24 protein-coding genes are annotated in these 24,333 nt (G+C 62.7%); 20 read left to right on the top strand and 4 right to left on the bottom strand.

What is annotated here, in order from left to right:
* The first annotated feature begins 39 nt into the window (after positions 1 to 39).
* Positions 40 to 1,365 (top strand): FAD-dependent oxidoreductase, encoded by a 1,326-nt coding sequence (locus ACFHWW_RS22825; RefSeq protein ID WP_379940950.1) that lies wholly within the window; start codon positions 40 to 42, stop codon positions 1,363 to 1,365.
* On the opposite strand, the gene ACFHWW_RS22820 is transcribed toward ACFHWW_RS22825, so the two are convergent.
* Together ACFHWW_RS22820 and ACFHWW_RS22815 are read right to left on the bottom strand one after the other, a co-directional pair.
* Entirely contained in the window at positions 1,362 to 1,967 is a 606-nt protein-coding gene (locus ACFHWW_RS22820) for a YceI family protein (RefSeq protein WP_379940948.1), read from the bottom strand. The genes ACFHWW_RS22825 and ACFHWW_RS22820 overlap by 4 nt on opposite strands.
* Positions 1,964 to 2,590: a cytochrome b gene (locus tag ACFHWW_RS22815; RefSeq protein ID WP_379940946.1), complete on the bottom strand. Its 627-nt coding sequence runs from the start codon at positions 2,588 to 2,590 to the stop codon at positions 1,964 to 1,966. The genes ACFHWW_RS22820 and ACFHWW_RS22815 overlap by 4 nt, the downstream gene beginning before the upstream one ends.
* A 257-nt stretch (positions 2,591 to 2,847) precedes the next feature.
* Between ACFHWW_RS22815 and tpiA the strand changes: the two genes are divergently transcribed.
* The 16 genes from tpiA (at position 2,848) to ACFHWW_RS22735 (ending at position 18,731) form a co-directional block, all read left to right on the top strand.
* Positions 2,848 to 3,618, top strand: coding sequence for a triose-phosphate isomerase (gene tpiA / locus ACFHWW_RS22810; RefSeq protein ID WP_018097818.1), 771 nt, complete (start codon positions 2,848 to 2,850; stop codon positions 3,616 to 3,618).
* 122 nt (positions 3,619 to 3,740) lie between these two features.
* Positions 3,741 to 4,226 carry a preprotein translocase subunit SecG gene (gene secG, locus ACFHWW_RS22805; protein ID WP_379940944.1) on the top strand — a complete coding sequence of 162 codons (486 nt, stop codon included), beginning with the start codon at positions 3,741 to 3,743 and terminating at the stop codon, positions 4,224 to 4,226.
* Between the two features lie 134 nt (positions 4,227 to 4,360).
* Positions 4,361 to 5,998 (top strand): CTP synthase, encoded by a 1,638-nt coding sequence (locus ACFHWW_RS22800; RefSeq protein ID WP_379940997.1) that lies wholly within the window; start codon positions 4,361 to 4,363, stop codon positions 5,996 to 5,998.
* Positions 5,999 to 6,149: 151 nt separating this feature from the next.
* Complete coding sequence (locus tag ACFHWW_RS22795) at positions 6,150 to 7,040, top strand: VOC family protein (RefSeq protein WP_379940942.1); 891 nt, start codon at positions 6,150 to 6,152, stop codon at positions 7,038 to 7,040.
* Positions 7,040 to 7,882: a 3-deoxy-8-phosphooctulonate synthase gene (kdsA, locus tag ACFHWW_RS22790; protein ID WP_198516847.1), complete on the top strand. Its 843-nt coding sequence runs from the start codon at positions 7,040 to 7,042 to the stop codon at positions 7,880 to 7,882. The genes ACFHWW_RS22795 and kdsA overlap by 1 nt, the downstream gene beginning before the upstream one ends.
* Positions 7,883 to 8,017: 135 nt before the next feature.
* Complete coding sequence (gene eno, locus ACFHWW_RS22785) at positions 8,018 to 9,292, top strand: phosphopyruvate hydratase (RefSeq protein WP_010969226.1); 1,275 nt, start codon at positions 8,018 to 8,020, stop codon at positions 9,290 to 9,292.
* A gap of 412 nt (positions 9,293 to 9,704) precedes the next feature.
* A complete protein-coding gene (locus ACFHWW_RS22780) occupies positions 9,705 to 10,025 on the top strand; it encodes a septum formation initiator family protein (protein WP_100673941.1) in 321 nt (106 codons plus the stop codon).
* A 136-nt stretch (positions 10,026 to 10,161) separates the two neighbouring features.
* Positions 10,162 to 11,208, top strand: coding sequence for a pyruvate dehydrogenase (acetyl-transferring) E1 component subunit alpha (pdhA, locus tag ACFHWW_RS22775; protein WP_379940939.1), 1,047 nt, complete (start codon positions 10,162 to 10,164; stop codon positions 11,206 to 11,208).
* A 17-nt stretch (positions 11,209 to 11,225) separates the two neighbouring features.
* The gene (locus ACFHWW_RS22770; protein ID WP_324763300.1) at positions 11,226 to 12,605 is read left to right on the top strand and encodes a pyruvate dehydrogenase complex E1 component subunit beta; all 1,380 of its coding nucleotides are present in this window, start codon (positions 11,226 to 11,228) and stop codon (positions 12,603 to 12,605) included.
* A gap of 13 nt (positions 12,606 to 12,618) precedes the next feature.
* Positions 12,619 to 13,944, top strand: coding sequence for a pyruvate dehydrogenase complex dihydrolipoamide acetyltransferase (locus ACFHWW_RS22765; RefSeq protein ID WP_379940937.1), 1,326 nt, complete (start codon positions 12,619 to 12,621; stop codon positions 13,942 to 13,944).
* A gap of 56 nt (positions 13,945 to 14,000) precedes the next feature.
* Positions 14,001 to 14,642, top strand: a complete 642-nt coding sequence (locus tag ACFHWW_RS22760) for an SGNH/GDSL hydrolase family protein (RefSeq protein WP_100673938.1) — start codon at positions 14,001 to 14,003, stop codon at positions 14,640 to 14,642.
* 2 nt (positions 14,643 to 14,644) lie between these two features.
* Complete coding sequence (locus ACFHWW_RS22755) at positions 14,645 to 15,226, top strand: GNAT family N-acetyltransferase (protein WP_379940935.1); 582 nt, start codon at positions 14,645 to 14,647, stop codon at positions 15,224 to 15,226.
* 17 nt (positions 15,227 to 15,243) lie between these two features.
* Positions 15,244 to 16,689, top strand: a complete 1,446-nt coding sequence (lpdA, locus tag ACFHWW_RS22750; protein WP_379940933.1) for a dihydrolipoyl dehydrogenase — start codon at positions 15,244 to 15,246, stop codon at positions 16,687 to 16,689.
* A gap of 75 nt (positions 16,690 to 16,764) precedes the next feature.
* Complete coding sequence (locus ACFHWW_RS22745; RefSeq protein WP_018097806.1) at positions 16,765 to 17,016, top strand: GlsB/YeaQ/YmgE family stress response membrane protein; 252 nt, start codon at positions 16,765 to 16,767, stop codon at positions 17,014 to 17,016.
* A gap of 134 nt (positions 17,017 to 17,150) precedes the next feature.
* Positions 17,151 to 18,122, top strand: coding sequence for a lipoyl synthase (gene lipA / locus ACFHWW_RS22740; RefSeq protein ID WP_018097805.1), 972 nt, complete (start codon positions 17,151 to 17,153; stop codon positions 18,120 to 18,122).
* Positions 18,123 to 18,281: 159 nt separating this feature from the next.
* Positions 18,282 to 18,731 (top strand): type II toxin-antitoxin system RatA family toxin, encoded by a 450-nt coding sequence (locus ACFHWW_RS22735; protein WP_018097804.1) that lies wholly within the window; start codon positions 18,282 to 18,284, stop codon positions 18,729 to 18,731.
* On the opposite strand, the gene ACFHWW_RS22730 is transcribed toward ACFHWW_RS22735, so the two are convergent.
* Positions 18,719 to 19,216: a CinA family protein gene (locus tag ACFHWW_RS22730; protein ID WP_100673934.1), complete on the bottom strand. Its 498-nt coding sequence runs from the start codon at positions 19,214 to 19,216 to the stop codon at positions 18,719 to 18,721. The genes ACFHWW_RS22735 and ACFHWW_RS22730 overlap by 13 nt on opposite strands.
* Entirely contained in the window at positions 19,197 to 20,429 is a 1,233-nt protein-coding gene (locus tag ACFHWW_RS22725) for a bifunctional 2-C-methyl-D-erythritol 4-phosphate cytidylyltransferase/2-C-methyl-D-erythritol 2,4-cyclodiphosphate synthase (protein ID WP_379940995.1), read from the bottom strand. Before ACFHWW_RS22725 ends, ACFHWW_RS22730 begins: the two co-directional genes overlap by 20 nt.
* Positions 20,430 to 20,577: 148 nt before the next feature.
* Here ACFHWW_RS22725 and dusB point away from each other — a divergent pair, with 148 nt between their 5' ends.
* Genes dusB through ntrC form a run of 3 tightly spaced genes read left to right on the top strand, consistent with a single transcriptional unit; the run spans position 20,578 to position 24,202 of the window.
* Entirely contained in the window at positions 20,578 to 21,606 is a 1,029-nt protein-coding gene (gene dusB / locus ACFHWW_RS22720; protein WP_379940930.1) for a tRNA dihydrouridine synthase DusB, read from the top strand.
* Positions 21,603 to 22,751 carry a nitrogen regulation protein NR(II) gene (locus ACFHWW_RS22715; RefSeq protein ID WP_127710774.1) on the top strand — a complete coding sequence of 383 codons (1,149 nt, stop codon included), beginning with the start codon at positions 21,603 to 21,605 and terminating at the stop codon, positions 22,749 to 22,751. Before dusB ends, ACFHWW_RS22715 begins: the two co-directional genes overlap by 4 nt.
* Positions 22,748 to 24,202, top strand: coding sequence for a nitrogen regulation protein NR(I) (gene ntrC, locus ACFHWW_RS22710; RefSeq protein ID WP_018097799.1), 1,455 nt, complete (start codon positions 22,748 to 22,750; stop codon positions 24,200 to 24,202). Before ACFHWW_RS22715 ends, ntrC begins: the two co-directional genes overlap by 4 nt.
* The last annotated feature ends 131 nt before the right edge of the window (positions 24,203 to 24,333 follow it).

Raw genomic sequence — 24,333 nt, 5'->3', positions numbered from 1 at the left:
TCTAGACTAACGCGATCGGTTGTGGAGTTGACGGCGGCAATGAGGATGGACGATTCCGAGAACGCAGGGCGGTTTGGAAACCGCTCTCAACCGACCGTTTCACCCGATGACTACGAGGACGGCATGAGCTCGGTGGGCCCCATGGCGTTTCTTCCCGTGGGCAATGGCCTGAGCTATGGCGACGTTTGCCGCAATGAACTTGGGACCCTTATCGCAAGCAGGAGGCATAACCGCATCCTGTCTTTCGATCCGGGAAGTGGGACCATTCGCTGTGAGGCCGGCGCTATCCTTGCCGACCTGCTCGCGCGCGCCGTCCCGCACCGCTTTTTTCTTCCCGTGACGCCGGCGACGGGCCTCGTCACCGTCGGCGGCGCCGTCGCCAACGACGTCCACGGCGGAAATCACCATGCGCGTGGCTCCTTCGGCAATCACGTCCGGCGCCTGACCCTGCTGCGTTCGACGGGCGAACGCCTGGTCTGCTCGCCCGAGGAGAATGCAGAGCTCTTCGCTGCGACGATCGGCGGCCTGGGACTGACCGGGCTGATCCTCGACGTCGAGCTTCGGCTGATGAAGGTGCCGTCGCCGCATGTCCAGCGGCACGTGCATCGCTTCGACAGCCTCGATCGGTATTTCACGCTGGCCGAACGAGCCGAAGAGGAACACGAGTATTTCGTAGCCTGGCTCGACCAACTCGCGACGGGACGGCGCATGGGGAGGGGCGTGCTGTTCGCCGCGGATCACGCCGACGGCGCTTGCGAATATCCTGACGTCCCGAAGGGGCCGAGGCTCGCCGTGCCTTTTTCTCCGCCCTTCAGTCTGTTCAACAGCGTGACGCTGAGACTGCTGAACGAATACCGCTTTCGCAAGCGCGACCGTGGCGAGACCGTGTCGACGGAGACGTGGACTTCCCACTTTCACCCTCTCGACGCGATCGGCGGGTGGCGCAGGCTCTACGGGCGGCGTGGCCTCTGCCAGCATCAAAGCGTCTATCCCGTCGCGACCGCGCCGGAGACGACGGCGCGGTTGCTTGAAACAGCCCGCCGTGCCGGTCATGCGTCCGTAGCGACGAAGCTGCAGCGTTTCGGTGACATAGCCTCCCCGGGGCTTCTCTCCTTTGCGAGGCCGGGCTTCACCCTGACCATGGACTTTGCCAATCAAGGCGAGGCCACGGTCAAGCTGCTCGACGCTCTCGACGAGATTGCCGCTATGGCCGGCGGTGCGGTCAATCCGTCCCAGGACGTCCGCATGAGCCCGGCCGTTTTCGAAGCATCATTTCCCGCCTGGGAAAGACTGGAGGCACTGCGCGATCCGGCAATGGTCTCGGACTTCTGGCGGCGCACGGCTTTGGCGCCTGGGCAAACCTAGCGCTTCTGCCCCCTTATGTTCATGTCGAAGTCCACGACATTGGAGTAAATGGGCGTCCCGACGGTCATGCCGTAGGGCGAGCGGCGGATGCTGCCGCGGATCGTGAAGGAAATCGACCGTCTGTTCCAGTCGGTGAGCCTCACGTCGAAACGCTCCTTGCGGCTCTTGCCGCGGGCGGTCAGAACGCCCTTGATCGTTGCGGTGTCCGGGCCGGTCTGGCTGACGCCGGTAGAGTGGAAGGTCACGGTCTTGTGGTTGGCCGCATCGAACACTGCGCTGGAGCGCAGGAAGTCTTCGATCCGGCGCTCGGTGGACTTCACGCTCTCCGGAAAAAGCGTGAATTCCACGGAGGATCGGCCGATGTCATCGCCATCGATCCGGAATATGCCCGAGAATTTAGTGAAGCTGCCGGCAATGCCGCCGCTGCCACCCACTTGTCCGACGCTGAACTGAATACTCGAGGAGCTCGCGATGCGGTAGTTCCCGGCAGCATTCGCAAGTGCCGGCGCTTTTGCGCCCTCAACCGGCGTCCCTGCGAGGCCAAGGGCGAGAAGCGAAAGCGGCAGGGCCACTGCCATGGACTGCTTGCCTGGGCTGGTCATATGCGTTTCCTCTCGACAACGGTGTCGTCCTTTTCAGAAGTGTTGACGGTGCTGCCGGTGCGCGGCATCGGCCCGGAGCGAAGCATGCGGATGAGCACCAAGTCGCGCCGCCCGAGATGGTGATAGAATGCTGCCGCCGCGTGGATTGCGACCAGGCCAAGCGTCACATAGGCGAGCGTTGCATGGGCGAAGGCCCAGAACGCTTCCGAAGCCTCGGATTTCGGGAGCGGCAGATGCGGAATGACGATCAAGTTGAAATAAAAGCTCGGGATCGCCAGCGTGGAGACCGACACGACCGCCCAGCCGGACAGTGGCACGAGGAGTGCGAGCGCGATGAGCGACAGATGCGTGGCGCGCGCGGCCATGTGCTCCATCGGGCCAAGGGTCGGAGAGGCGGCCGGACTGGTTTCCACGAGCCACCAGAGCATCCGAAACGCAGCCAGTCCCAAGGCCGTGAAGCCGAACGACTTGTGCCACTGGTAAAGGGAGAACTGCAAAGCCGGGTCGATCTCGAAGCGCCGCATGACGATGCCGGCGAGGATAAGCCCGAGGATCAGAACGGCGATCGTCCAGTGAAGGGCGATCGTCACCGTTCCGAAACCGTTGTCGCTGTTGCGCAGCATGGCAGACTCCGACGCCCGGTGCGTACGTCTACGTGGCGGTAGAACGTCTCCGCCTTAGACGCCCACGGCGCCGTTTTTATTCGCTTTCGTCGGGACGATTTCCCATTGGCTCGAGCGCCGGCAACGCTGGACGGGGTGGGCGGATTCGCCGTGCTCGGAGAGTCGACACCGAATAATCCGGCTGGTGCCTTTTTTTTACGCGAGCGATTTGCTACGCCGCTTGCCGAGACGAAGAGACCTGATCTGGAGGAGACCCCATGACGCCCGATATCCGCCCGCTCGTCGCCGGCAACTGGAAGATGAATGGAACACGCGCGTCTCTCGATCAGATCAAGGCAATGGCCGAGGGCGTCAAAGGCGACCTTTCCGCGAGGGTGGACGCCCTGATCTGCCCGCCGGCCACATTGCTTTACGTTGCGACCGCGCTTTGCGACGACAGCCCTTTGATGATCGGGGCTCAGGACTGCCACCAGAAGCAGTCGGGAGCCCATACCGGCGAAGTCTCGGCTGAAATGGTCGCCGATTGTTTCGGCACTCATGTGATCGTCGGCCATTCCGAACGGCGCACCGATCATGGCGAAGGTGACGCACTGGTGCGTGCCAAGGCCGAGGCCGCGCATGGCGCGGATATCGTCGCGATCGTTTGCGTCGGTGAGACGGAACAGGAGCGCAAGGCCGGCCGGACGCTCGACATCCTGAAGCGCCAGCTCGCCGAGAGCCTCCCGGATCAGGCGACGTCAGAAAACACGGTGATCGCCTACGAACCCGTGTGGGCGATCGGCACCGGCCTGACGCCCACCGTGTCCGACGTCGAGGAGGCGCACGCCTTCATGCGCCGCGAGCTCGTCTCGCGCTTCGGCGCGGAAGGCGGCAAGATGCGCATCCTCTATGGAGGTTCCGTCAAGCCCTCGAATGCGAAGGAACTCATGGGCGTTGCCAATGTCGACGGCGCCCTGATCGGCGGCGCGAGCTTGAAAGCGGATGATTTCCTCGCCATCTACAGGGCCTATGAAGAATTGACTGCCTGATTGCCGCGGGACTTGGAATAGCTGGCGGCTTGGTATAAAGAGGCGCCAAATTTGACGCGGCCCCACGGTGAGGCCGGCGCCGTTCGATTCGCATGCCCCGCAGAGGGCAGGACTGGAAGCTGATGCAGACCATACTACTCGTCATCTATCTCATGGTGGTCGTCGCCCTGATCGGCGTCGTTCTCATTCAGCGTTCCGAAGGCGGCGGTCTCGGGATCGGCGGGGGCTCGGGCTTCATGTCTGCGCGTGGCACGGCCAATGCGCTGACCCGAACGACCGCCATTCTGGCCTTCCTTTTCTTCGCCCTGGCGCTGGCGATGGGCATTCTTTCGCGCTACGAGCCGCAGGCGACCGACATTCTCGACCGTATCCCGGGAACGAGCTCGAGCGGCGGCGTTCTCGATTCGCTCGGTGGCGGTCAGACCGCACCGGCCGGCGGAAACACCGAGACTCCGGCCAACGGCAACGGCGCCAACAATGCCGCACCGGCAGGTGGTACTGCCGCGCCTCAGGCCCCGGCAGGTGCCGCGCCTGCCGCTCCGGCTCCCGCAGCCCCGGCTGCTGGCGCCAACGGCAATACGGGATCGCAAGTTCCGAGCGGTCAGTAAGGCCGCAAATCAGAAGATCTGCCGGCGGATGGCTTCATCCGCCGGTTTTGTTTTGTGTGAAATCCGCCCTTCCGCACGGAAAATTCTGAAAGATGAATTTTTCGGTGGCGGAATCGTTTGTGAAAAGGTATCCGGTGACTCCCATGGCGCGATATGTATTCATCACTGGCGGCGTGGTCTCCTCCCTCGGAAAAGGCATCGCTGCGGCCGCTCTTGGAGCGTTGCTGCAGGCGCGTGGCTACCGTGTGAGGCTGCGCAAGCTCGATCCCTACCTGAACGTCGATCCGGGCACCATGAGCCCCACCCAGCACGGCGAGGTGTTCGTCACCGACGACGGCGCGGAGACGGACCTCGATCTCGGGCACTACGAGCGTTTCACGGGCCGCTCGGCGAGCAAGACCGACAACATCACCACGGGGCGGATCTACAAGAACATTATCGACAAGGAGCGGCGTGGCGACTATCTCGGCGCGACGGTCCAGGTGATTCCGCACGTCACAAATGAAATCAAGAACTTCGTCACCGAAGGCAATGAGGACTACGATTTCGTTATCTGCGAAATCGGCGGCACCGTCGGCGATATCGAGGCGATGCCTTTCATGGAGGCGATCCGCCAACTCGGCAACGACCTCCCGCGCGGCACCGCCGTCTATGTCCATTTGACGCTGATGCCCTACATTCCGGCCGCGGGCGAGCTGAAGACGAAGCCGACCCAGCACTCCGTGAAAGAACTGCAGGCGCTCGGCATTCACCCGGATATCCTGCTCGTGCGCGCCGACCGCGAAATTCCGGAAGCGGAACGCCGCAAGCTGTCGCTCTTCTGCAATGTCCGCCAGTCCGCGGTCATCCAGGCGCTCGACGTCGCTTCGATCTATGACGTGCCGATCGCCTATCACAAGGAAGGGCTCGACAACGAAGTGCTTGCCGCCTTCGGCATAGAGCCGGCGCCGAAGCCGCGCATGGAAGCCTGGGAAGACGTGGCGCACCGGATCCGCACCCCGGAAGGCGAGGTGACGATCGCGATCGTCGGAAAATATACCGGCCTGAAGGATGCCTATAAGTCGCTGATCGAGGCGCTCTACCATGGCGGCATCGCCAATCGCGTCAAGGTCAAGCTCGAGTGGATCGAGTCCGAGGTCTTCGAAAAGGAGGACCCGGCGCCCTATCTGGAAAAGGTCCACGGCATTCTCGTTCCGGGCGGCTTCGGCGAACGCGGCTCGGAAGGCAAGATCAATGCGGCGCGCTTCGCCCGCGAGCGTAAGGTGCCCTATTTCGGCATCTGCTTCGGCATGCAGATGGCCGTCGTCGAAGCGGCGCGCAATCTCGCCGGTATCGAAAAGGCGTCCTCGACGGAGTTCGGCCCGACCAAGGAGCCGGTCGTCGGCCTGATGACCGAGTGGGTGAAGGGCAATGAACTCGAGACGCGGTCCGCCGCGGGCGATCTCGGCGGCACCATGCGCCTCGGCGCCTATCGCGCCGCCTTGAAGCCCGACACCAAGATCGCCGCGATCTATGGGTCGCCCGATATTTCCGAGCGTCATCGCCACCGCTACGAGGTCAATGTAGATTATAAGAGCCGCCTGGAATCCTGCGGCCTGGTCTTCTCCGGCATGTCCCCGGATGGCGTTCTGCCGGAGACGATCGAGTATCCCGACCATCCCTGGTTCATCGGCGTTCAGTACCATCCGGAACTGAAGTCGCGTCCACTCGATCCGCACCCGCTCTTTTCGAGCTTCATCGAGGCAGCGCTCGAACAGTCCCGGCTCGTATAGCCGGGTCACCGAACGGGCAATCACTTCTGCGGCCGCCTGCAAGAGGCGGCCGTTCGCATTTCCGGTCACGGTTCCGGGCGCCCGCCGCCGCGCTTGCAATCGGCGGTCAAAAGTTGCAAACAGCGGCAAACCGGTCATCAGGGAATCCGCCATGAGCCAATCCAAGCGAACCGCCCGCCCGCTCGATCATCTCGTGCTGCCGGTGGCCGATCTCGCGCGGACGAGGCAGCGCCTGGCGGCGCTCGGCTTCACGGTTGCCGATGAGGCGCGCCACCCGTTCGGCACCGCGAATGCCTGCGTCTTCTTCTCGGATAACACCTATCTGGAGCCGCTCGCCGTCGCTTCGCGGGAGGAATGCGAGGCAGCCGCGCTTGAAGGCAACGCCTTCGTGGCGCGTGACCAGGCTTTTCGCTTTCGCCAGGGGGCCGAGGGTCTGTCGGCCGTCGTGCTCGGGACGCCGGACGCTGCCGAAGATCACATCCGGTTCCGCTCCCGCGGCATCTCCGGCGGCGAAATGCTCGAATTCTCACGGCCTTTGCGGCTGCCCGACGGGCGCGAAGGGCTCGGTTCGTTTCGGCTTTCCTTTGCAGCGGACCTGCGTTCGCCGGACTTTTTCCTTTTTGCCTGTCAACGCCTGCGTGCGCTGCCGGTCGACAGCAGCTCGCTTCACCGCCATGGAAACGGCGTGCTCGGCATTGCCGAGGTCGTGCTTTCGGAGCAGAACCCGACGGATTTCCAGTATCTTCTGCAGGAAGCTGTGGACGAGCGCGAGGTCTCGGCCCATTCCTTCGGCATGGACATCCAGTCAGGCAGTGCCAAAATCAGCGTCCTGACCCCGGCCGGCGTGCAGGCATTCTTCGGTCGCTCAATCGAGGGTGCAGAGCGCGGCTTGCGGGGTCGCGCCGTGGTCTTCCACGTGAGCGACCTGGAGGCCACGCGGGCGCTGTTTGCGCAGAACGATATCGAATTCGCAGAAATGGGCGGACGCCTCATCGTTCCGGAAGCGCCGGGGCAGGGTGTAATCTTCGCCTTTGGAGGATGATGATGGAAACCAATTCAAGAGTCGTCGTCGGCGAAGGTGCCGGCCAGGTGGTGTTCTCGCAGAAGGAACGGCTGACACTGATCGCCGGACCGTGCCAGATGGAGAGCCGCGAACACGCCTTCATGATTGCGGGGGAGCTCGTCGAACTCTGCAAATCGCTCGGGCTCGGACTCGTTTATAAATCTTCGTTCGACAAGGCGAACCGCACCTCGCTCGCCGGCAAGCGCGGCATCGGGCTCGACAAGGCGATGGAGGTCTTCGCCGACCTCAAGCGGGAGTTCGGCTTTCCGGTCCTGACCGACATCCACACGGAAGAGCAATGCGCTGCCGTGGCCGAGATCGTCGACATCCTGCAGATCCCGGCCTTTCTGTCACGGCAGACGGATCTGCTCGTCGCCGCCGCGAAAACGGGGCGGGCGATCAACGTCAAGAAGGGCCAGTTCCTCGCCCCTTGGGACATGAAGAACGTCCTTGCCAAGTTCACCGAGAGCGGCAACCCGAACGTGCTTCTCTGCGAGCGCGGCGCTTCCTTCGGCTATAATACGCTGGTCTCCGACATGCGCTCGCTGCCGATCATGGCGGCACTCGGCGCTCCGGTGGTCTTCGATGCGACCCATTCCGTGCAGCAGCCGGGCGGCCAGGGAGGCTCCACGGGCGGCCAGCGTGAGTTCGTCGAGACATTGGCGCGCGCGGCCGTCGCTGTCGGTGTCGCCGGTGTCTTCGTAGAGACCCACGAGGATCCCGACAACGCGCCTTCCGACGGTCCGAACATGGTGCCGCTGAAGGACATGCCGCGGCTGCTTGAAAAGCTGCTGGCCTTCGACGCTGTTGCGAAAGCGTGAGCCCCGGCGTCCCGCTTCGTGAATTTTTCATGAAGCGGGCCGGCGGCCGGATTTTGCGATCCCGGCGCCATTGTAATTTCGGGGCCGTGAATTAAGACAGGCCGACCATTATCATCGTCCACAAGGGAAGAGATCATGACTGCAATCATCGACATCATCGGCCGAGAGATACTCGACAGCCGCGGCAACCCGACCGTCGAGGTCGATGTCCATCTCGAGGATGGCAGTTTCGGTCGCGCGGCGGTTCCCTCGGGCGCCTCCACCGGTGCGCATGAAGCCGTCGAACTGCGCGATGGCGGCACGCGTTACCTCGGCAAGGGCGTCGAACGCGCCGTCGATGCGGTGAACGGCGAGATATTCGAAGCGATCGGCGGCCTCGACGCTGAAAACCAGATTCAGATCGACCGTACCATGATCGAGCTCGACGGCACGCCGAACAAGTCGCGCCTCGGCGCCAACGCCATTCTCGGCGTTTCGCTCGCCGTCGCCAAGGCCGCCGCGGAAGCCTCGGGCCTGCCGCTCTACCGCTATGTCGGCGGCCCGAATGCGCATCTTCTGCCCGTTCCGATGATGAACATCATCAATGGCGGCGCTCACGCCGACAATCCGATCGACTTCCAGGAATTCATGATCATGCCGGTCGGCGCCGAGACCCTGAAGGACGCCGTCCGCATGGGTTCGGAAGTCTTCCACACGCTGAAGAAGCAGCTTGCCGCGGACGGCCACAACACCAATGTCGGCGACGAAGGCGGCTTCGCGCCGGGCCTCGCTTCCGCGCCGGCAGCCCTCGACTTCATCATGAAGTCGATCGAGAAGGCCGGCTACAAACCGGGCGAGGACATGTATGTCGCTCTCGACTGCGCTTCGACCGAATTCTTCAAGGACGGCAAGTACGTCCTCGAGGGTGAGGGCCGTACGCTGGAGCCGGGCGCCATGGCCGAGTATCTCGCCGAGCTCGCCGGCAAATATCCGATCATCTCGATCGAGGACGGCATGGCTGAAGACGATTGGGACGGCTGGAAATCCTTGACCGACCTCGTCGGCAACAAGTGCCAGCTCGTCGGCGACGACCTGTTCGTGACCAATTCTGCGCGCCTGCGCGACGGCATCAAGATGGGCGTCGCGAACTCCATCCTCGTCAAGGTCAACCAGATCGGGTCGCTTTCGGAAACGCTCGACGCGGTCGAGACCGCCCACAAGGCGCGTTACACCGCCGTGATGTCGCACCGCTCCGGCGAGACCGAGGATTCGACGATTGCCGACCTCGCGGTCGCCACCAATTGCGGTCAGATCAAGACCGGCTCGCTCGCCCGTTCCGACCGGCTCGCCAAGTACAACCAGCTGATCCGTATCGAAGAGCAGCTCGGCCCGCAGGCGCAATATGCCGGCCGCTCCGTGTTGCGCGGTTGATTGAAAGGCGGGGGCATCTGATCCTCTCGCGGGACGATTGCCCTGGGGCATACGATAAACGGTTTGACCTTCGCATGCCCAAAACTGTCACGGGTTCTCCCCCCTTGTGGGGGAGACGACAAGCGGCCTGACCAGCCGGTTTCTCTCCGTAGCAACGGCTCCCGCCAGAGGAGCAGCCCTGACGGTTTGACGGGGAGAAGGGAAAAGCGGCGTCGTCACGAGTCTCCTTCGTCCCGCTTGCCGACCGCTCCGTCCTCCGAGTTCTCTTTCCATTCGGAAATTGTTTATGGTCAACCGTCGGTTAATCAATCGACGCTAGTCTTCATCTTCGTACTGCGTATTGGAGCGGGCGCGGGACAATGGTTTGCAGTATCTCCTGCAGCCCGCGCCAACTCAATTCAGGGCATGAGCGATGTGGACACGGCATCACAAGAAGCGGAAACTGGGGCGATTGGTGGTGCCGTTGCTGGCGGTCGCCTTCCTTTCCTATTTCGGCTATCATTCGATCCATGGCGGTTATGGTCTGGAGGCGACGAAGGAGTTTGACCGTCAGATTGCCGAGCGGCAGGCACGGCTGGACGAGCTCACTCAGACGCGAAAAATCCTGGAAAAGGAAGTCGAGCTGATGAGCGACGGTTCGCTCGAGAGAGACATGCTGGATGAGAAGGCTCGCCTCGCGCTCAACATGTCGCGCAGCGATGAGATCGTTATTTTCCACCATTCCGATGATTAACCTGAAATAGGTTAATCTCGAAATCATATTATATATCAATGCGTTGACGCGAATAATAGCCATGCAAATATAGCATTGCTGCCGCGCTTTTCTTTCCCTATGGTAGCCGCCAAAGGCTAACCATTGGGAGGAACGAATGGCTCCGCGAAAATCCGCGTCCGTTTCCAGCCGCAAGACCGCTGCCAAGCCGGCCAAGAAAGATTTTGCCGGCGGCACGATGGCCGAATTCTCCAAGGAAGACGATCTCAAGGCCTACCGCGAAATGCTGTTGATCCGGCGTTTCGAGGAAAAGGCCGGCCAGCTTTACGGCATGGGATTCATCGGTGGTTTCTGTCACCTCTATATCGGTCAGGAAGCCGTCGTCGTCGGGATGCAGCTGGCCCTGAAAGAGGGCGACCAGGTCATCACCGGCTATCGCGACCATGGCCACATGCTCGCCTGCGGCATGAGTGCGCGCGGCGTGATGGCGGAGCTCACCGGTCGCCGTGGGGGCCTTTCCAAGGGGAAAGGCGGCTCGATGCACATGTTCTCCAAGGAGAAGCACTTCTATGGCGGCCACGGCATCGTCGGTGCGCAGGTCTCGCTGGGGACCGGCCTCGCTTTCGCCAACAGGTATCGCGGCAACGACAATGTGAGCCTCGCCTATTTCGGCGACGGTGCGGCGAACCAGGGTCAGGTCTATGAGAGCTTCAACATGGCCGCTCTCTGGAAGCTGCCGGTGATCTACATCGTCGAGAACAACCGTTATGCCATGGGTACCTCCGTGTCGCGGGCATCGGCACAGACCGATTTCTCCCAGCGCGGCGCTTCCTTCGGCATTCCCGGCTATCAGGTCGACGGCATGGATGTCCGCGCCGTCAAGGCCGCTGCCGACGAGGCGGTCGAACATTGCCGTTCCGGCAAGGGCCCGATCATCCTCGAAATGCTGACCTACCGCTATCGCGGCCATTCGATGTCCGATCCGGCGAAGTATCGCTCGAAGGACGAAGTGCAGAAGATGCGTTCGGAGCATGATCCGATCGAGCAGGTGAAGGCCCGTCTGACGGATAAAGGCTGGGCCACCGAGGACGAACTGAAGCAGATCGACAAGGAGGTTCGCGACATCGTGGCGGACAGTGCCGATTTCGCCCAGTCTGATCCGGAGCCGGATGTCTCCGAGCTCTACACCGATATCCTGCTTTGATCCGGGGAGGGACAAATATGCCTGTAGAAATCCTTATGCCTGCCCTTTCCCCGACCATGGAGGAAGGCACGCTCTCCAAGTGGCTGAAGAACGAGGGGGACAAGGTGTCCTCCGGCGATGTCATCGCGGAAATCGAAACCGACAAGGCCACGATGGAAGTGGAAGCGGTTGACGAAGGCACGATCGGCAAGCTGCTGATTGCAGCCGGCACCGAGGGTGTGAAGGTGAACACGCCGATCGCCGTGCTGTTGCAGGATGGCGAAGCCGCAAGCGACATCGATTCCATGAAGGCCGAAGCCCCGAAAGCGGAAGCACCGAAGCCGGCCGAGCCGGAAGCGCCGGCTGCTTCCGCGGCGCCCGTCGCGGCGCAGCCCAAGGCGGTTCCTTCCGACCCGGCAATCCCGGCCGGAACCGAAATGGTGACGATGACCGTCCGCGAAGCGCTTCGCGACGCGATGGCCGAAGAGATGCGCGCCAATGAGGACGTCTTCGTCATGGGCGAAGAGGTCGCCGAATACCAGGGCGCCTACAAGGTCACGCAGGGCCTGTTGCAGGAATTCGGTGCGCGCCGCGTGGTCGACACGCCGATCACCGAACACGGCTTTGCCGGCGTCGGCGTCGGCGCGGCGATGACGGGTCTGCGCCCGATCGTCGAGTTCATGACCTTCAACTTCGCCATGCAGGCGATCGATCAGATCATCAACTCGGCCGCCAAGACGCTCTATATGTCCGGCGGCCAGATGGGCGCGCCGATCGTCTTCCGCGGGCCGAGCGGTGCTGCTGCCCGCGTCGCGGCGCAGCACTCCCAATGCTATGCCGCCTGGTACAGCCACATTCCGGGCCTGAAGGTCGTCATGCCCTATACGGCGGCAGACGCGAAGGGGCTGCTCAAGGCAGCCATCCGCGATCCGAACCCGGTGATCTTCCTCGAAAACGAGATCCTTTACGGCCAGTCATTCGAAGTTCCGAAGCTCGACGATTTCGTGCTGCCGATCGGTAAGGCACGCATTCATCGTGCCGGCAAGGACGCGACGCTCGTCTCCTTCGGCATCGGCATGACCTATGCGATCAAGGCCGCGGCGGAACTCGAGGCGCAGGGTATCGACGTCGAGATCATCGACCTTCGCACGATCCGTCCGATGGACCTGCCGACCGTCATCGAATCCGTCAAGAAGACCGGCCGCCTGGTTACCGTCGAGGAAGGCTATCCTCAATCCTCCGTCGGCACCGAGATCGCCACCCGCGTCATGCAGCAGGCCTTCGACTATCTCGATGCGCCGATCCTGACGATCGCCGGCAAGGACGTGCCGATGCCTTATGCGGCCAACCTTGAAAAGCTTGCTCTGCCGAATGTCGCGGAAGTCGTCGATGCGGTGAAAGCCGTCTGCTACAAATAAAGGGGGTCGTTCGATGCCAATCAACATCACCATGCCGGCCCTCTCTCCGACTATGGAAGAAGGCAATCTGGCCAAATGGCTGGTCAAGGAAGGCGACAAGGTTAAGTCCGGCGATGTGATCGCCGAGATCGAGACCGACAAGGCGACGATGGAAGTGGAAGCCGTCGACGAGGGCACGGTCGCCAAGATCGTCGTTCCCGCCGGCACTGAAGGCGTCAAGGTCAATGCGCTGATCGCGGTTCTCGCCGGCGAGGGCGAAGACGTCGCGACTGCCGCCAAGGGCGGCAACGGTGCAGCGGGAGCAGCCCCGGCACCGAAGCCGCAGGAAACAGGCGAAACGGCACCGGCCGCAGCGCCGGCACCGCAGGCTGCTGCTCCGGCTTCTCCTGCATCCGCCGACGGCGAAGGCAAGCGCATCTTTTCGTCGCCGCTGGCCCGCCGCATCGCTAAGGAGGCAGGCATCGACCTTTCGGCGATCGCCGGTTCCGGACCGCATGGCCGCGTCGTCAAGAAGGACGTCGAGGCAGCCGTTTCCGGCGGCGCAGCCAAGCCCGCCGCCGCGCCAGCAGCAGCTCCGGCCCCGGCGACGCTCGCAAAGGGCATGTCGGAGGATGCCATCCTCAAGCTCTTCGAGCCGGGCTCCTACGAACTCGTGCCGCATGACGGCATGCGCAAGACGATCGCCAAACGCCTCGTCGAATCGAAGCAGACGATCCCGCATTTCTATGTTTCGGTCGATTGCGAGCTCGACGCGCTTTTGGCGCTGCGCGCCCAGCTGAATGCCGCAGCACCTGAAAAGGATGGTAAGCCGGTCTACAAGCTTTCCGTGAATGACATGGTGATCAAGGCGCTTGCTCTGGCATTGCGCGACGTTCCGGATGCGAATGTGTCCTGGACCGATCAGAACATGATCAAGCACAAGCACGCGGACGTCGGAGTTGCGGTTTCAATTCCCGGCGGCCTGATCACGCCGATCGTCCGCCAGGCGGAGTTGAAGAGCCTCTCGGCGATCTCCAACGAGATGAAGGATCTCGGCAAGCGCGCCAAGGAGCGCAAGCTGAAGCCTGAAGAATATCAGGGCGGCACCACGGCCGTTTCGAATATGGGCATGATGGGCGTCAAGGACTTCGCCGCCGTCGTCAATCCGCCGCACGCGACGATCCTCGCGGTCGGCGCCGGCGAGGACCGTGTCGTGGTCAAGAACAAGGAGATGGTCATCGCCAATGTGATGACCGTCACGCTTTCGACCGACCATCGCTGCGTCGATGGAGCGCTCGGCGCCGAACTGCTCGCCGCCTTCAAGCGCTACATCGAAAACCCGATGGGCATGCTCGTCTGATGCGATCCGGACCGGCTTCCCAGCCGGTCCTTTCCCCATGAAAAGCGAGTAGGCAGATGAAGACAGTCCTTTGCTACGGTGACAGTCTGACCTGGGGATACGATGCAAGCGGTTCCGGCCGGCATGCGCTGGAGGACCGCTGGCCGAGCGTGCTGCAGAAGGCGCTCGGTTCGAACGTGCATGTCGTCGCCGAAGGGCTGAACGGGCGGACGACCGCCTATGACGACCATCTCGCCGATTGCGACCGGAACGGGGCGCGTGTCCTTCCGACGCTCCTGCACACCCACGCGCCGATCGATCTCATCCTCCTCATGCTCGGCTCGAACGATATGAAGCCGATCATTCACGGCACCGCTTTCGGTGCGGTGAAGGGTATCGAGCGCCTCGTCAATCTGGTGCGCAGGCACGACTGGCCGACGGAAACGGAGGAGGGGCCCGAAATCCTCATCGTCTCGCCGCCGCCGCTCTGCGAAACGGCCAACAGCGCTTTTGCCGCCATGTTTGCGGGTGGGGTCGAGCAATCCGCAATGCTGGCGCCGCTTTATCGCGATCTCGCCGACGAGCTCGACTGCGGCTTCTTCGACGGCGGATCAGTGGCCAGGACGACGCCGATCGACGGTGTCCACCTCGACGCGGAGAACACCCGGGCGGTCGGCAGAGGATTGGAGCCTGTCGTGCGGATGATGCTCGGGCTTTGACGATGACGGCTGGCGCGACCCTCAGGCCTGCGAAGCGAAGCGAGGCAGCGGAACTTGCGATCCTGATCGACATCGCCTCACACGGCTTTGCCTCATGGCTCTGGTACGGCGGCGTTCTGAGCAAATCCGCGGAAACCGCCTTCGAGCATGGCCGCAACGTGCTGCGTCGGGATACCGGGCCGGGTGCCTGGCGCGATGCGGTGGTGGCCGAAATCGGAGACGAGATCGTCGGCATGTCGGTTTCCTACGGCATCGATGCATCGATTCTCGAGATCGAGCCGAAACATCCCGTGCTTGCGCCCTTGCTTTTCCTGCAGAAGCAGGTGATCGGCCACTGGTTCGTCGATAGCCTCGGCGTTTACCGCCATCACCGTGGTAAAGGCATTGGCCGCGCTCTGCTCGAGAACGAGATTTCCCGCGCTGGGCAGGGGCCGGTGAGCCTGATCACCGAAAGCCACAATGAAACGGCGCAGGCGCTCTACAGGATGAACGGCTTCGAGGAGGTGGCGCGGGCCGAGGCCGTGCCGCTCTTCGAAGACAGCAGAAAACACCACTGGGTGCTTTTCACCCGCAACGCCGCTTGACCAAAGGTAGGAAAAACATGGCTGAGAATTACGACGTGATCGTTGTCGGTTCGGGTCCGGGCGGATACGTGACCGCCATTCGTTCGGCGCAGCTGGGCTTGAAGACGGCGATCGTCGAGCGGGAGCATTTGGGCGGGATCTGCCTCAACTGGGGCTGCATTCCGACCAAGGCGCTGTTGCGCTCCGCCGAAATTCTCGACCATGCCAACCATGCCAAGAACTACGGGCTGACCCTCGAAGGCAAGATGACCGCCAACGTCAAGGATGTCGTCGCCCGCTCGCGCGGCGTCTCTGCGCGGCTGAACGGCGGCGTCGCCTTCCTGATGAAGAAGAACAAGGTGGACGTGATCTGGGGCGAGGCGAAGCTCACCAAACCCGGCGAGATCGTCGTCGGCGCGCCGTCCAAGCCGGCCGTCCAGCCGCAGAACCCGGTTCCGAAGGGCGTCAAGGGAGAGGGGACCTATACGGCCAAGCACATCATCGTCGCGACCGGCGCGCGCCCGCGAGCGCTGCCCGGCATCGAGCCGGACGGCAAGCTGATCTGGACCTATTTCGAGGCGATGAAGCCGGAGGAGTTCCCGAAGTCGCTGCTCGTCATGGGCTCCGGCGCGATCGGCATCGAATTCGCGAGCTTCTACCGCTCGATGGGCGTCGACGTGACCGTCGTCGAACTGCTGCCGCAGATCATGCCGGTCGAGGATGCGGAAATTTCCGCCTTGGCCCGTAAGCAGCTCGAAAAGCGCGGCCTGAAAATCATCACCGATGCCAAGGTGACGAAGGTCGAGAAGGGCGCGAACGACGTCACGGCGCATGTGGAGACGAAGGACGGCAAGGTCACGCCGATCAAGGCGGACCGTCTGATCTCCGCCGTCGGCGTTCAGGGCAACATCGAGAATCTCGGCCTCGAGGCTCTCGGCGTGAAGACCGACCGCGGCTGCATCGTCACCGATGGCTACGGCAAGACCAATGTCGCGGGCATCTATGCGATCGGCGACGTCGCCGGGCCGCCGATGCTGGCCCACAAGGCCGAGCATGAGGGCGTCATCTGCATCGAGAAGATTGCCGGGGTTCCCGGCGTGCACGCACTCGACAAGGGCAAGATCCCGGGCTGCACCTATTGCGACCCGCAGGTCGCCTCCGTGGGCCTTACGGAAGCGAAGGCCAAGGAACTCGGCCGCGACATCCGCGTCGGCCGATACAGCTTCGGCGCAAACGGCAAGGCGATCGCGCTCGGCGAAGACCAGGGCCTGATCAAGACCATCTTCGACAAGAAGACCGGCGAACTCATCGGCGCCCATATGGTAGGCGCCGAAGTGACGGAACTCATCCAGGGCTTCGTCGTCGCCATGAACCTGGAGACGACCGAAGAGGAACTGATGCACACGGTGTTCCCGCACCCGACCCTCTCGGAGATGATGAAGGAAAGCGTGCTCGATGCCTACGGCAGAGTATTGAACGCCTGATGACGCGCGGCCGTCCGGAACTTTCGGCTTTTTCACGCATTGATTGCATGACATCTACAATGCGGGGAGGTTCTCATGAGCTTGAATGGCGTAGGTATCCTGGCGGCGATCATCATCGGCGGGCTTGCCGGCTGGCTGGCGGAAAAATTCATGAACAGCCAGATGGGGCTGTTCGCGAACATCATCCTCGGCATTATCGGCGCCGTGGTGTTGAATTTCATTCTCGCGGCGCTCGGCATGGCTTACAGCGGCTGGATCGCCTATCTCATCATCGGATTCATCGGTGCCTGCCTGTTGATCGCAGCGGGCCGCGCCGTCCGAGGGTAGGGCCATTCACCCATCGCTTGCCGTCAGGCTGCCATGCAAATGGTGGCCTGACTTTTCATGTCCGGCTGTTTATATAAGGCGACAAGGTGCGGGCGGCCTTGTTGCCGCTCGCCCGTCACTATGAAGGAAGACACATGGTAACGGTTTTCGACGCCGTCTCGGATCGGGCGCAGCGTGTTCGTCACCCGGAAAAGGCCCACCGGCCAGACACCGAGGTCCTGCGCAAGCCGGACTGGATCCGTGTGAAGGCACCGACCTCCAAGGGGTATCAGGAGACCCGTTCGATCGTGAAGAGCCATAAGCTCGTTACGGTCTGCGAGGAAGCCGGGTGCCCGAACATCGGCGAGTGTTGGGACAAGAAGCACGCGACGTTCATGATCATGGGCGAGATCTGCACGCGTGCCTGTGCCTTCTGCAATGTCGCGACGGGCAAGCCCAATGCCCTCGATCTGGACGAGCCCGCAAATGTCGCCAAGGCGGTGAAGCAGATGGGCCTGAGCCATGTCGTCATCACCTCCGTCGATCGCGACGACCTCGACGATGGCGGCGCCGAGCATTTCGAGAAGGTCATCTTCGCGATCCGGGAAGCCTCGCCGGAAACCACGATCGAAATCCTGACGCCCGATTTCCTGCGCAAGCCCGGCGCGCTGGAGCGTGTCGTGGCCGCCAAGCCGGACGTTTTCAACCACAACCTCGAAACGGTTCCGTCCAACTACCTGACGGTCAGACCGGGCGCGCGCTATTTCCACTCGATCCGGCTTCTGCAGCGCGTGAAGGAACTCGACCCCACCATGTTCACCAAGTCGGGCATCATGGTCGGCCTCGGCGAGGAGCGCAACGAAGTGCTGCAACTGATGGACGACCTGCGTACCGCCGATGTCGATTTCCTGACGATCGGCCAATATCTGCAGCCGAGCCGCAAGCATCACAAGGTCGAGAAATTCGTCACTCCGGAAGAATTCAAGTCCTACGAGACGGTGGCCTACACCAAGGGCTTCCTGATGGTGTCCTCGAGCCCGCTGACCCGCTCGTCCCACCATGCCGGGGACGACTTCGCCCGGCTCAAGGCGGCACGCGAGAAGAAGCTGGCGGCTGCGGCGGAGTAGTCCGCCTGCTTCCGCCCCTCATCCGGCCTGCCGGCCACCTTCTCCCCGCAGGCGGGGCGAAGGAGCCTCGTGGCAACACTCCGCGAGCACCAGCGAGAAGCCGGGCACAAATGCGCCGCCTCCTTGATCTTCTCGCGCTGCAGCCTTAACTCACAATCCATGCCCCATTTCGAAACCAACCACGTCGTCAAGCACTCGGCCGAGCAGATGTTCGCTCTCGTCGCCGATGTCGAGCGCTATCCGGAGTTCCTGCCCCTTTGCGAAGCGCTGAGCGTGCGCTCACGCAAGGAGCGCGACGGCAAGGTGCTGCTGCTTGCCGACATGACCGTGGGCTATAAGGCGATCCGGGAAACATTCACGACGCAGGTGCTTCTCAAAAGGGAAGAGCGGATCATCGACGTCAACTATATCGAGGGTCCGTTCAAGTACCTCGACAATGTCTGGCGTTTCGAGCCCGTGAACGATAACCAATCGATCGTGCATTTCTGCATCGACTATGAATTCAAGAGCCGCCTTCTGGGCGCGCTTATGGGCTCGATGTTCGATCGCGCCTTCCGCATGTTCTCCGAAGCATTCGAAAAGCGGGCGGATGTGATCTACGGGGCGTGAGCCAGTTCTGCGACCAGATCGAGCGCCGTATGCACGGTGGCAAGCCGCACCGCACCTCGGCCGATGTCTCCGTAACGCATCTCCCGGTGAACCGTCGCGCCGTCACGGGCGGCGGCGGCGAGATGAACGAGGCCAACGGGCTTCTCGGCGGAGCCGCCGCCCGGGCCGGCTATGCCCGTGACGGCTATGGCGATATCGGCGGCTGAGTGCGAAACCGCTCCGCGGGCCATTTCGATGGCCGTCTCACGCGAGACGGCGCCATGTGCGGCAAGCGTTGCGGGATTAACGCCAAGCATCTCGACCTTGGCTTCGTTGGAATAGGTGACGAAGCCGCGGTCGACGACGGAGGACGAGCCTGCGATCTCCGTCAAGGCGCCGGCGATCAGGCCGCCGGTGCAGGACTCCGCCGTCGCCAGCTTCAGTCCGAGGGAAGTGAGATCCCGGATTATGGCCCGCGCTTTCTCTTCAGTATCGGTCGTCCACATCGGGCTTGCTCCGTGATGCATAGACGACGGTCGCGGTGGCGATCGCCGCAATTCCTTCATTCCGCCCGACAAAGCCGAGTTTCTCGTTGGTCGTCGCCTTGATCGAGCAGCGGTCGAGCGAAATGCCGAGTATCGCTGCAAGGTTTTCTCGCATCTGCTGACGGTGCGGCCCGACCTTGGGCGCCTCGGCGATCAGTGATATGTCGGCATTGGTAATAGTGCCGCCGCGCTCGCGGACGATCTGCGCAGCGTGTTCGAGAAAGATGCGCGAAGCCGCGCCCTTCCACTGCGGGTCGGATGGCGGGAAGTGGTCGCCGATATCGCCGGCACCGCAAGTGGCGAGCAGGGCGTCCGTCAAGGCATGCAGGGCTACATCCGCGTCGGAATGGCCGGAGAGTTTGCGGTCGTGGGGGATGAAGACACCACAGAGGGTTACGCCGTCGCCGTCCACGAGTTGATGCACGTCATAGCCGTTGCCGGTGCGCACATCGGGAATGGCCATGCGGGTCAGTTTCTCGTCTGCCATCGACAGGTCCCTCCGGAGCGTCAACTTGAAATTGTCCACGGTTCCTTCCACCAGAAGGACGGGGATGCCGGCCCATTCGGCGATCGAGGCGTCGTCCGTAAAGTCGGACCTGCCGCCTGCCGCCGCTTGCCGGTGAGCGGAGAGGATAGGCTCGAGGCGGAAGCACTGCGGCGTCTGAGCGGCGTAGAGATCGGTTCGCGGAACGGTCTCGGAGACGAGGCCGTCTGGCGTCGTACGCTTCAGCGTGTCGGCGACTGCAATTGCCGGCAAGAGGGCCTGGGCGCCGCCACGAAGCGCCGCACCGCAGCGATCGAGCAGTGCGTGATCGAAAAAGGGTCGCACCGCGTCGTGGATCATCACGTATTCCACGCCTGTCGCGGCGACCGCTTCCAGCCCGGCAAGCACCGAAAGCTGGCGTGTCGCTCCGCCGTGGACCACTGTCAGCTCCGAAGTTACCGCCATCCGGCGGCGGGCCGCCGCGAACAGTTCTTCATCGTCCGGGTGGATCACGACGACGACAGGTCCCGTTCCGGGCCATGTCGCGAAAATGTTAAGCGTATGGGCGATAACGGGGCGATCACCGATCGTGCGGTATTGCTTCGGTCCCTCGGCCGACTGGCCGGCGCGCTCGCCGCGGCCGGCCGCAACGATCACGACGCCGCAGGAGAACTGTTCTTCGCCTTGCATCTTCTGTATGTGGTCCCGCATTCGCCAATATTCGCCGTGATGTACCGCGAAGGTCCTGCCATGGCCAGCCATGCGAGGAATTTTGTCCCGCGCGTCGAAAAGGCTTGGCAAGCAGAAGAACAATGTCTAAAAATAGTGCACGATTTTCATGTGCCTGAAAGATATGCATTTGCCCTCGACGGCTTTTTCACCCTCGCTTCTGATCGGGAATGTCGAAATCCGCAATCGCGTAGCGCTCGCGCCGATGTCCGGCGTGACGGATCTGCCCTTTCGGACCCTTGCCTGGCGTTTCGGGGCCGGGTTCGTCGTGACCGAGATGGTGGCGAGCCGCGAACTGGTCGGTAATGCCGCCGAATCCTGGGCGCGGCTGAAGAATTCCGGCATCGACCCCCACATCGTGCAACTCGCCGGGCGTGAGGCGCATTGGATGGCCGAGGCGGCGAGGATCGTCGAGGCCAATGGCGCCGATATCATCGACATCAACATGGGCTGCCCTGCGAAGAAGGTCACAGGCGGCTATTCCGGATCTGCGCTGATGCGCGATCCGGATCACGCGCTTTCGCTGATCGAAGCGACGGTCAACGCAGCCACGGTCCCGGTAACGCTCAAGATGCGCCTCGGCTGGGACGAGAATTCGATCAATGCGCCGCTGATTGCCCGCAGGGCCGAGGAGGCAGGCGTGAAGGCGATCACCATTCATGGACGCACACGGATGCAATTCTACAACGGCAAGGCCGATTGGGATGCGATTCGGGCCGTCCGCGAGGTGGTCTCCGTCCCGCTGATTGCCAATGGCGATGTGGGTTCGGTTGCCGATGCGCACGAGATCCTGCGCCGGTCGGGTGCGGACGCCGTCATGGTCGGTCGATCGTGCCAGGGGCGGCCTTGGCATGCCGGCGTTCTCGCCGGCTCTGCGGCTCACCCGGATGCGTCGGGCGTCGCCTGCATATTTGCGGAGCATTACGAGATGATGCTCGAATTCTACGGCGTGGAGGTCGGGCTGCGGACCGCCCGCAAACACGCGGGCTGGTATCTCGATCGTTTCGCGCCCGAGCTTCCCGCTTCGGAGAAGGCCGCGATTCTGACATCGACCGACACGGCTTTCGTACGCGACAGCGTGGTAGCCGCCATTGCTCGCTCCGGCGATGCGGCGGCGAGGGAGGAGATTGCGGCATGACGGAGAAGGCAACGGCACCGGTGGAAGGCGCCAACGATCTTTCCATGGCCGTGCTGAACGCGATCCAGAATCCGGTCATCCTGGTGGACGAGAATGGCTTCGTCGCCTTTGCGAACTGGGAGGCCGAATCCTTCTTCGGGGCCAGCGCCAACCATCTTGCGCGGCACGATATCAGCGCCTTCATTCCGTTCGGCAGCCCGCTCCTGACGCTGATCGAGCAGGTTCGCGAGCGGCGGGCGGCGGTCAACGAGTACCGGGTGGACCTCAGCTCTCCCCGCCTTGGAGCCGACAAGCTCGTCGACCTTTATGTGGCCCCGGTACTGTCGCAACCCGGATCGGTGGTGATCGTCTTCCAGGAGCGGTCCATGGCGGACAAGATCGACCGCCAGCTCACCCACCGTGCCGCAGCGCGGTCCGTCACCGGCCTTGCTTCGATGCTCGCTCACGAGATCAAGAATCCGCTTTCGGGCATTCGCGGCGCCGCGCAGCTCCTGGAAACCTCCGTCAATGACGAGGATCGCGCGCTGACGAGACTGATCTGCGACGAAACGGACCGCATCGTCTCGCTCGTAGACCGGATGGAGGTCTTCTCCGACGAGCGCCCGGTCGACCGCCTGCCGCTCAACATCCATGCGGTGCTCGACCACGTCAAGGCGATCGCCAAGGCCGGCTTTGCCCGGAGAATCAAGATCTCGGAACATTACGATCCGTCGCTTCCCCCGGTTTTCGCAAACCGCGACCAGTTGGTTCAGGTCTTCCTGAATCTGATCAAGAATGCGGCCGAGGCGATCGGCGACAGGGCGGACGGCGAGATTCTGCTGACGACGGCCTATCGGCCGGGCATTCGCCTGTCGGTCGCCGGAACGCGCGAAAAGATTTCGCTGCCGCTGGAATTCTGCGTGCATGACAACGGTCCAGGCGTCCCCCCGGATCTGCTGCCGCATCTTTTCGACCCGTTCATCACCACCAAGACGAACGGGTCCGGTCTCGGCCTGGCGCTTGTGGCCAAGATCATCGGCGGCCACGGCGGCATCGTCGAATGCGACAGCCAGCATAGCCGCACGACCTTCCGCGTTCTCATGCCGGCATCCAAGGGGTTGGCGGCCGATGACGAAACTCCGATGACAAAAGGAACCGATGGATGACGGGCGCAACGATCCTCGTCGCGGATGACGACGCTGCCATTCGCACCGTGCTGAACCAGGCGCTCAGCCGTGCCGGATACGATGTGCGCATCACCTCCAATGCTGCAACCCTCTGGCGCTGGATAGCGGCCGGCGACGGCGACCTGGTCGTGACCGATGTCGTGATGCCGGACGAAAACGCCTTCGATCTCCTGCCGCGGATCAAGAAGGCCCGGCCGGATCTGCCGGTTCTCGTGATGAGCGCTCAAAATACCTTCATGACGGCCATCAAGGCTTCGGAGAAGGGCGCTTACGACTATCTGCCGAAGCCCTTCGATCTGACGGAGCTGATCGGCATCATCGGCCGGGCGCTCGCCGAACCCAAGCGGCGGCCCTCGAAGCTCGAGGACGATTCGCAGGACGGGATGCCGCTCGTCGGCCGTTCCGCCGCCATGCAGGAAATCTACCGTGTGCTTGCCCGGCTGATGCAGACCGACCTCACGCTGATGATCACCGGCGAGTCCGGCACCGGCAAGGAACTCGTCGCCCGTGCACTGCACGATTATGGCAAGCGGAGAAACGGCCCCTTTGTCGCCATCAACATGGCGGCGATCCCGCGCGACCTCATCGAGTCGGAACTGTTCGGTCATGAGAAGGGGGCTTTCACCGGCGCCCAGACGCGCTCCACCGGTCGTTTCGAGCAGGCCGAGGGGGGGACGCTCTTCCTGGACGAAATCGGCGACATGCCGATGGATGCGCAGACGCGTCTCCTGCGCGTGCTGCAGCAGGGCGAATATACGACCGTCGGCGGACGCACGCCGATCCGCTCGGATGTCCGCATCGTCGCCGCCACCAACAAGGACCTGAAGCAATCGATCAATCAGGGCCTTTTCCGCGAGGACCTCTACTATCGCCTGAATGTCGTGCCGCTGCGTCTGCCGCCCCTGAGAGACCGAGCCGAAGACATCCCGGACCTTGTCCGCCATTTCGTCCAGCAGGCCGAAAAGGAAGGGCTCGACGTCAAGCGCTTCGATCAGGAGGCTCTGGAGCTGATGAAGGCGCATCCCTGGCCGGGCAATGTGCGCGAACTCGAGAACCTCGTTCGCCGTCTGACGGCACTTTATCCACAGGATGTCATTACGCGCGAAATCATCGAGAACGAACTGCGCTCGGAGATACCGGACAGCCCGATCGAGAAGGCTTCGGCGCGCTCGGGCTCGCTGTCGATATCGCAGGCGGTCGAGGAGAACATGCGGCAGTATTTCGCGAGCTTTGGCGATGCCTTACCGCCCTCCGGCCTTTACGACCGCGTCCTTGCGGAAATGGAATATCCTCTGATTCTCGCGGCTCTGACGGCGACCCGCGGCAACCAGATCAAGGCGGCCGACCTCCTGGGTCTAAACCGCAATACGCTGCGCAAGAAGATCCGCGAACTCGGGGTCTCGGTGTACCGCAGCTCGCGTAGCGCTTGACTGAGATGCAACACCGTTGCATTTTCGCCACAATGCGTTGCTTGAACCTCGCATAAGCGCCGATTCGCCGGCGCTCGGTCGCAGCCCGTTGATCAGACCGGTGCGGGCGGGGGCTTAGCGTGTCCGAAAGG

Source organism: Sinorhizobium sp. P24N7 (assembly GCF_042436655.1).
In the GTDB taxonomy this organism is placed as follows: domain Bacteria; phylum Pseudomonadota; class Alphaproteobacteria; order Rhizobiales; family Rhizobiaceae; genus Sinorhizobium; species Sinorhizobium meliloti_A.
The sequence above is the reverse complement of the archived record's forward strand: the minus strand, read 5'-3'. Positions and strand labels throughout refer to the sequence as shown.

Coding starts and splice junctions, on each gene's coding strand:
- ACFHWW_RS22825 (WP_379940950.1), top strand. CDS start 40: ATGAGGATGGACGATTCCGAGAACGCAGGGCGGTTTGGAAACCGCTCT.
- ACFHWW_RS22820 (WP_379940948.1), bottom strand. CDS start 1,967: ATGACCAGCCCAGGCAAGCAGTCCATGGCAGTGGCCCTGCCGCTTTCG.
- ACFHWW_RS22815 (WP_379940946.1), bottom strand. CDS start 2,590: ATGCTGCGCAACAGCGACAACGGTTTCGGAACGGTGACGATCGCCCTT.
- tpiA (WP_018097818.1), top strand. CDS start 2,848: ATGACGCCCGATATCCGCCCGCTCGTCGCCGGCAACTGGAAGATGAAT.
- secG (WP_379940944.1), top strand. CDS start 3,741: ATGCAGACCATACTACTCGTCATCTATCTCATGGTGGTCGTCGCCCTG.
- ACFHWW_RS22795 (WP_379940942.1), top strand. CDS start 6,150: ATGAGCCAATCCAAGCGAACCGCCCGCCCGCTCGATCATCTCGTGCTG.
- kdsA (WP_198516847.1), top strand. CDS start 7,040: ATGATGGAAACCAATTCAAGAGTCGTCGTCGGCGAAGGTGCCGGCCAG.
- eno (WP_010969226.1), top strand. CDS start 8,018: ATGACTGCAATCATCGACATCATCGGCCGAGAGATACTCGACAGCCGC.
- ACFHWW_RS22780 (WP_100673941.1), top strand. CDS start 9,705: ATGTGGACACGGCATCACAAGAAGCGGAAACTGGGGCGATTGGTGGTG.
- pdhA (WP_379940939.1), top strand. CDS start 10,162: ATGGCTCCGCGAAAATCCGCGTCCGTTTCCAGCCGCAAGACCGCTGCC.
- ACFHWW_RS22770 (WP_324763300.1), top strand. CDS start 11,226: ATGCCTGTAGAAATCCTTATGCCTGCCCTTTCCCCGACCATGGAGGAA.
- ACFHWW_RS22765 (WP_379940937.1), top strand. CDS start 12,619: ATGCCAATCAACATCACCATGCCGGCCCTCTCTCCGACTATGGAAGAA.
- ACFHWW_RS22760 (WP_100673938.1), top strand. CDS start 14,001: ATGAAGACAGTCCTTTGCTACGGTGACAGTCTGACCTGGGGATACGAT.
- ACFHWW_RS22755 (WP_379940935.1), top strand. CDS start 14,645: ATGACGGCTGGCGCGACCCTCAGGCCTGCGAAGCGAAGCGAGGCAGCG.
- lpdA (WP_379940933.1), top strand. CDS start 15,244: ATGGCTGAGAATTACGACGTGATCGTTGTCGGTTCGGGTCCGGGCGGA.
- ACFHWW_RS22745 (WP_018097806.1), top strand. CDS start 16,765: ATGAGCTTGAATGGCGTAGGTATCCTGGCGGCGATCATCATCGGCGGG.
- lipA (WP_018097805.1), top strand. CDS start 17,151: ATGGTAACGGTTTTCGACGCCGTCTCGGATCGGGCGCAGCGTGTTCGT.
- ACFHWW_RS22735 (WP_018097804.1), top strand. CDS start 18,282: ATGCCCCATTTCGAAACCAACCACGTCGTCAAGCACTCGGCCGAGCAG.
- ACFHWW_RS22730 (WP_100673934.1), bottom strand. CDS start 19,216: ATGTGGACGACCGATACTGAAGAGAAAGCGCGGGCCATAATCCGGGAT.
- ACFHWW_RS22725 (WP_379940995.1), bottom strand. CDS start 20,429: ATGCAAGGCGAAGAACAGTTCTCCTGCGGCGTCGTGATCGTTGCGGCC.
- dusB (WP_379940930.1), top strand. CDS start 20,578: ATGTGCCTGAAAGATATGCATTTGCCCTCGACGGCTTTTTCACCCTCG.
- ACFHWW_RS22715 (WP_127710774.1), top strand. CDS start 21,603: ATGACGGAGAAGGCAACGGCACCGGTGGAAGGCGCCAACGATCTTTCC.
- ntrC (WP_018097799.1), top strand. CDS start 22,748: ATGACGGGCGCAACGATCCTCGTCGCGGATGACGACGCTGCCATTCGC.